The organism is Agrobacterium sp. CG160-95 (genome assembly GCF_053521725.1).
Genome location: NZ_JBNWDU010000016.1, coordinates 1 through 866, shown reverse-complemented (window position 1 = coordinate 866; position 866 = coordinate 1). Strand labels below are relative to the sequence as shown.

Below are 866 nucleotides of genomic sequence, written 5' to 3'. Positions count from 1 at the left end.
TCCTTGTCGAAGATCTTGTAAGGCAACGAGTGACCTTTCCATCGAATATCCAGTCGACCATCAACGTAAGCGAATGTCTCGACATACTTTCCAACCAGGCCGCGCGTGACGTCGTTCTCCTCAAGCATGATGCGTTTGCGCTCATAGGAGAATGAAAGCTGTGCGCCGACGTGTCTTTGCTCGCGTTTGCAAAGCACGTCATTCAGCCTGCTTGGCGCCAGATTGACAGGCCGATGGAGGTTGTCGGGGCGGGTAGGGGTCACCGCAAAGCGGTCATTGTATCGCTCGATGAAGGCTGGCAGAAACGCATTGCCGGTCTCCATGTCACTGATATTGGCAAGCCTCAATTCCTTGACCAGCCGATCCTGCAATGTCCTGTTCATACGCTCGACGCGTCCCTTGGCCTGGCTGGAATTGGCGCAAAGGATCTCGATGTGCAGCTCCGATAGCGCGCGACCAAACTGCGTCATGCCTTGCCCACCCTTGGCGTCTTTCCGGGCGACACGAAAAACGGAATGTTTGTCGGAGTAAAAGGCGATAGGTGCGCCATGCTCTTCAAGGTAAAGCGAAAGCGCCTCGAAATAGGTAAAAGCGCTCTCCGATCGAACAAACCGCAGCTGCATCAGCTTTCCGGTCGCATCGTCGACGAAGACCAGCAGAGAGCACGCAGGGCCACGGTCCTCAAACCAGCGGTGCTCGGAGCCGTCGATCTGCACCAGTTCACCATAAGCCTCGCGCCGCAACCGCGGCTGATGAAACGCCCGCCGCTGTTTTCTCGAAAGCCATATGCCAGCATCCTGCATCCACTTACGCAGCGTCTCACGCGAGACTGTGACGCCATGCTCTTCCTTAAGCTTCTCGGCCGC

General features: G+C 56.5%; 1 protein-coding gene. It reads right to left on the bottom strand.

Going from position 1 to position 866, the window contains the following annotated elements; translation table 11 throughout:
• Positions 1 to 866: ISNCY family transposase (locus ACQZ63_RS27235; RefSeq protein ID WP_448799593.1), on the bottom strand; the 866-nt coding region annotated here is incomplete at both ends.